Consider the following 4,795-nt stretch of genomic DNA (forward strand, 5'->3'; position numbering starts at 1 on the left):
GGCGTGGGCGTGTCGAAGTTCGACGCGATGGTCGCGGATGGCCGCATGCCAGCCCCCAAGCGGATTGATGGGCGCCGCGTCTGGAATCGCCGTCAGGTGGATCGCGCCTTCGATCTTCTGGAAGGCGGCGGCGCTGTGGAGGACAACCCCTGGGACTTGTGAAGGCCATGCCCGGATGAAGATGATGCGGTTGAAATACGTGGTCGAGGACACCGACCGCCACGGCAACGTCCGCCTCTACTATCGTCGCGCGGGGCATCCCAAGATCCGGTTGCGCGGGCCGGTCGGCTCGCCTGAGTTCCTGATCGACTACCATCGTGTATAGTCGGGCGAGGCCTGTAAGCAGAAGAAGACCACGGAGAAGAGCCGGACCGGGCGGCCCGGAACGCCGGGCTGGCTGTGTGTCCAGTATTTCAAGTCGCCCATGTACCGGCAACTCGACGCATCTACCCGTCGGACGCGCCGGTCGATCCTCGAGCGGTTCTTCCAGAACCATGGTGATGGCGAGAAGCCCTATGCCAAGCTCCTGCCGCGCCATCTGCGCCTGCGTCGCGACGAGATGATGAAGACGCCGGCGGCGGCGAACACCATGATCAAGACAATGCGCCAGCTGTTCCGCTTTGCGGTGCGCTACGATCTGCACGACACCAACCCGGCCGCCCAGGTCGAGTATCTGACCACCAATGCCGAGGGCTACCATTCCCGGTCCCTCGACGAGATCGAGGCCGACGAGAAGGCCCACCCCTTCGGCACCATGGCGCGCCTCGCGCTGGCCCTGGCGCTCTACACCGGCCAGCGTCGGTCCGACCTTGTGCGCTTCGGGTGGAGGAACGTCCGCGAGGATGAGAAGGGTGTCCTTTGGATCGGCTTCACCCAGCACAAGGGTCGCAATCGCCACCCGATTACGCTGGAGATCCCGATCATCCCCGAACTGCAGCGCCACCTCGCGGATGACCGGGTGGGCGGCACGACATTCCTGATAAGTGAATACGGCAAACCCTTCACGGCAGCTGGATTCGGCAACCGGTTCCGCAAGTGGTGCGACGCCGCCGGCCTCAGTCATTGCTCGGTCCACGGTTTGCGAAAGGCGGCGGTCGCGCAACTGGCCGAGCTCGGCTGCAGCGGATTCGAGATCATGGCGATCACGGATCATCAGACCTCGAAGGAGGTCACGCGCTACACCAAGGGGGCGTCCCAGAAACTGCGTGCCGCCAGCGCGCTCGCAAGGCTAACTCAGCAGCGCGAGACGACAAAAAGTGTCCCACCTTTCGCAGCCCGTCCGGGCAGTGGGACAGTTTTACCCCGCAACCAACTGAAAAAACTATACATTTCAGATAAGTGGCAGCCCGTAGGGGAATCGAACCCCTCTTTCCAGGTTGAAAACCTGGCGTCCTAACCGATAGACGAACGGGCCACGCTAGCTCGTGCGGCGTTTCCTAGATAAATTGGCGGGGCTGCGCAAGGGGGTATATCGCGGTTTTTTTCGCCGACTGTCGGTCGGCCCGCGCCGCGTCCTCGAGGCGCAACTGGACCTGGCGGCGGCCGCCCCAGTCGTTGATCTCGAGCCGCCCGGCAAGGTGGATGCGCGCGCCGCCATGGGATTCGAGCAACGGGCCGAGGGGGGTGTCGAAGGCGCCGAAGGCGATGGCGTCGAGGCGCGGGCCGGTGCCGTCGCCAAAGCCGATCCTGAGATGGCTCTCGCCGACGCGGCGGGCGAAGCTCACGGCCATTCCCGGGAAGGCGAAGCGGGGCGCGGGGGCGCCTGCGCCGAAGGGGCCTGCGGCCTCGATCCGCTCGACCAGATCGGCGCTGGCGGCCCCGGGCATCAGCAGCGCATCAAGCCGCAGCTCCCGCGGGCCGGACGCCCCTGCCCCCTGTTTCGCGAGCAGCGCGCCGAGGCGCTCCATCGCCTCGTCCAGCCGATCGCGGGCCACCGTCAGACCCGCCGCCATCCTGTGCCCGCCGCCCTTGAGCAGCCAGCCCTCGGCCGCCAGCCGGTGGATCGCCGCGCCCAGATCGACGCCCGAAACCGACCGGCCCGAGCCCTTGCCCTGGTCGCCCTCCAGCCCGATCACCACGGCGGGGCGGTTGGTGGCCTCCTTCAGGCGGCTGGCGACGATGCCGACGACGCCGGGGTGCCAGCCCTCGCCCGCGGCCCAGACCAGGGGGCCGTCCAGCCCGCGCGCCTCGGCCTGGGCCAGCGCCGCCTCGCGCACCGCGGCCTCGATCTCGCGCCGCTCGGTATTCAGCGCGTCGAGCCGTTCGGCCAGCGCCGCGGCCTCGTGCGGATCGGACGTGGCCAGCAGCCGCGCGCCCAGATCGGCCTGGCCGATCCGCCCGCCCGCATTCACCCTTGGGCCCAGCAGGAAGCCCAGGTGATAGGGCGTAGGCGCGCTGCTCATCCGCGCGATGTCGGACAGCGCCACAAGGCCGGGCCGGCCGCGCCGCGCCATCACCTTGAGCCCCTGGCGGACCAGCGCGCGGTTGACGCCCGTCAGCGGCGCCATATCCGCCACGGTCGCCAGCGCCACAAGGTCGAGGAAGTCGATCAGGTTCGGCCCCGCCATCCCGGCGGCGCGCATCTGGCGGTTCACCTCGACCAGCATCAGGAACACCACGCCCGCCGCGCAGAGATGGCCCAGATCGCCGGTCTCATCCTGGCGGTTGGGGTTCACCACGGCCAGCGCGGGGGGCAGGGTCTCGGCGCCCAGGTGATGGTCGAGCACGATCACGTCCGCACCTTGGGCGGCGGCGATGGGGCCATGGCTCAGCGTGCCGCAATCGACGCAGACGATCAGGTCGTGGTCGCGGGCAAGCCGTTCCATCGCGGGTTCGTTCGGGCCATAGCCCTCGTCGATCCGGTCGGGGATGTAGAGCGTGGCCCTGTGCCCCTGCGCGGCCAGCCAGGTCAGGATCAGCGCGGCAGAGGCGCCGCCATCGACATCGTAATCGGCAAAGACCGCAATCCGCTGGCGCCCGCGCAGCGCGGCAAGGAAGCGTTCGGCCGCCGCCGCCATGTCGCGCAGCGACAGCGGATCGGGCAGCAGGTCCTTGAGCGTGGGATCGAGGAAGCCCTCGGCCGCTTCAGGGGCCACGCCGCGCCGGGCCAGCACGGCGGCCACGGCGGGGGGCAGGCGTGCGGCCTGTTCCAGCGCCTCGGCCTGGCGGGCCTCTTCGGGCGTGGGGCCGGTCCAGCGTCGGCCCGTCGCGGAGCAGTCGACGTCGAGAAACGCCCGGGCCATCGCTTATTTCACTGGGGTCCGGTAGGTCATGCGCCGGACCGAACCGGTCTTGGAGCGCATCAGCAGTGTTTCGGCGGTCAGCCAGCCCACCTCGCGCCGGATGCCGGGCAGGAGCGAGCCATCCGTCACCCCGGTCGCGGCGAAGATCACGTCGCCGCGCACCATGTCGTCGCGGCCATAGACCCGGTTCAGGTCGGTGATCCCGGCGCGGTCGGCGCGGGCGCGTTCGTCATCGTTGCGAAACAGCAGCTGGCCGAAGATGTGACCGCCCATGCATTTCAGCGCGGCCGCCGCCAGCACCCCCTCGGGCGCACCGCCCGACCCCATGTAGATGTCGATGCCGGTCCGCTGCGCCTCGGCGCAATGCATGACGCCGGCGACATCGCCATCGGTGATCAGCCGGATCGCCGCACCGGTCGAGCGGACCTCGGCGATCAGCGCCTCATGCCGGGGGCGTTCGAGGATGCAGACGGTGATGTCGGTGGGCGTGCCGCCCTTGGCCGCGGCCAGCTTGCGCACGCGCTCGGCGGGGGGCATGTCGAGCGTGACCAGTCCCTCGGGATAGCCCGGCCCGATGGCGAGCTTTTCCATGTAGACATCGGGGGCGTGCAGCATCGAGCCGCGCGGCCCCATCGCGATCACCGCCAGCGCGTTGGGCATGTCCTTGGCGGTCAGCGTCGTGCCCTCGAGCGGGTCGAGCGCGATATCGACCGCGGGGCCGGTGCCTGCGCCCACCTCCTCGCCGATATAAAGCATCGGCGCCTCGTCGCGCTCGCCCTCGCCGATGACCACGACGCCCGCGATCTCAAGCTGGTTGAGCTGGACGCGCATGGCATCGACCGCGGCCTGGTCGGCGGCCTTTTCGTCGCCATGGCCGATCAGCCTTGCCGAGGCGAGAGCGGCGGCCTCGGAGACGCGGGCGAGGCCCAGCGAGAGCATGCGGTCGTTGAAATCGTAGAGCGGCTTGTCGGTCATGGGAAATCCTGCGGGGGCAAATCCGATTGCGCGCTTCTAGTCCTTCGGGGAGGGGCGAGACAAGGGGGCGCGGGGACGCGGGCAGGTTTCGCCCGGGCTGCCGCCCGGGCGACCGGCCGGGGGCGCTGCCCCCGGACCCCCGGGATATTTTCGGCCAGAAGAAGGGACGAGGCGGTGGTCTCAGACCGCGTTCGGCAGGGGCTGGCCGGCCAGGAAGGCGCAGATGTTCTCGACCGCCATCATGCCCATCGATTCGCGCACCTCGAGCGTCGCGGTGCCCAGATGCGGCAGGAGCGCGACATTCTCCATCGCCAGCAGCGCGGGCGGCACCTGGGGTTCGAACTCGTAGACATCAAGCCCCGCCCCCGCGATCCGGCCTTCGGACAGCGCCGCGATCAGCGCGGCCTCGTCGACGACGTCGCCGCGAGAGATGTTGACAAAATGGGCATGGGGCTTCATCGCGGCGAAGAGATTGGCCCCCATCATGTGCCGCGTCTCGGCACCGCCGGGCACGCAGGAGACGACGATATCGCAGGCCGCGCCCAGCGCCGCCAGGCTGTCCACCGGCGTCGCAGGGA

Annotated in this window: 3 protein-coding genes, 1 tRNA gene and 1 pseudogene; 1 reads left to right on the forward strand and 4 read right to left on the reverse strand. The window is 69.3% G+C overall.

Annotated elements, in window-relative coordinates:
* Window positions 1-754: 754 nt before the first annotated feature.
* Window positions 755-1,132 (forward strand): annotated as a pseudogene (locus ENN83_RS16395) (tyrosine-type recombinase/integrase); the annotation flags it as partial.
* Window positions 1,133-1,339: 207 nt separating this feature from the next.
* Here ENN83_RS16395 and ENN83_RS16400 read toward each other — a convergent pair.
* The 4 genes from ENN83_RS16400 to ENN83_RS16415 form a co-directional block, all read right to left on the reverse strand.
* Window positions 1,340-1,414, reverse strand: a tRNA-Glu gene (locus ENN83_RS16400).
* Between the two features lie 22 nt (window positions 1,415-1,436).
* Window positions 1,437-3,242 (reverse strand): single-stranded-DNA-specific exonuclease RecJ, encoded by a 1,806-nt coding sequence (gene recJ, locus ENN83_RS16405; RefSeq protein ID WP_287188853.1) that lies wholly within the window; start codon window positions 3,240-3,242, stop codon window positions 1,437-1,439.
* 3 nt (window positions 3,243-3,245) lie between these two features.
* Window positions 3,246-4,217 carry a class II fructose-bisphosphatase gene (glpX, locus tag ENN83_RS16410; RefSeq protein WP_287188855.1) on the reverse strand — a complete coding sequence of 324 codons (972 nt, stop codon included), beginning with the start codon at window positions 4,215-4,217 and terminating at the stop codon, window positions 3,246-3,248.
* Between the two features lie 180 nt (window positions 4,218-4,397).
* The coding region (locus tag ENN83_RS16415; RefSeq protein ID WP_287188857.1) for an NAD(P)-dependent oxidoreductase at window positions 4,398-4,795 on the reverse strand (398 nt) is incomplete at its 5' end.

This window comes from Rhodovulum sp. (assembly GCF_011048875.1).
Classification (GTDB): Bacteria; Pseudomonadota; Alphaproteobacteria; order Rhodobacterales; family Rhodobacteraceae; genus Rhodovulum; species Rhodovulum tesquicola.

Bases quoted from the DNA above. Each gene is read 5' to 3' on its own strand.
- glpX (WP_287188855.1), bottom strand. From the start codon at position 4,217: ATGACCGACAAGCCGCTCTACGATTTCAACGACCGCATGCTCTCGCTG.
- recJ (WP_287188853.1), bottom strand. From the start codon at position 3,242: ATGGCCCGGGCGTTTCTCGACGTCGACTGCTCCGCGACGGGCCGACGC.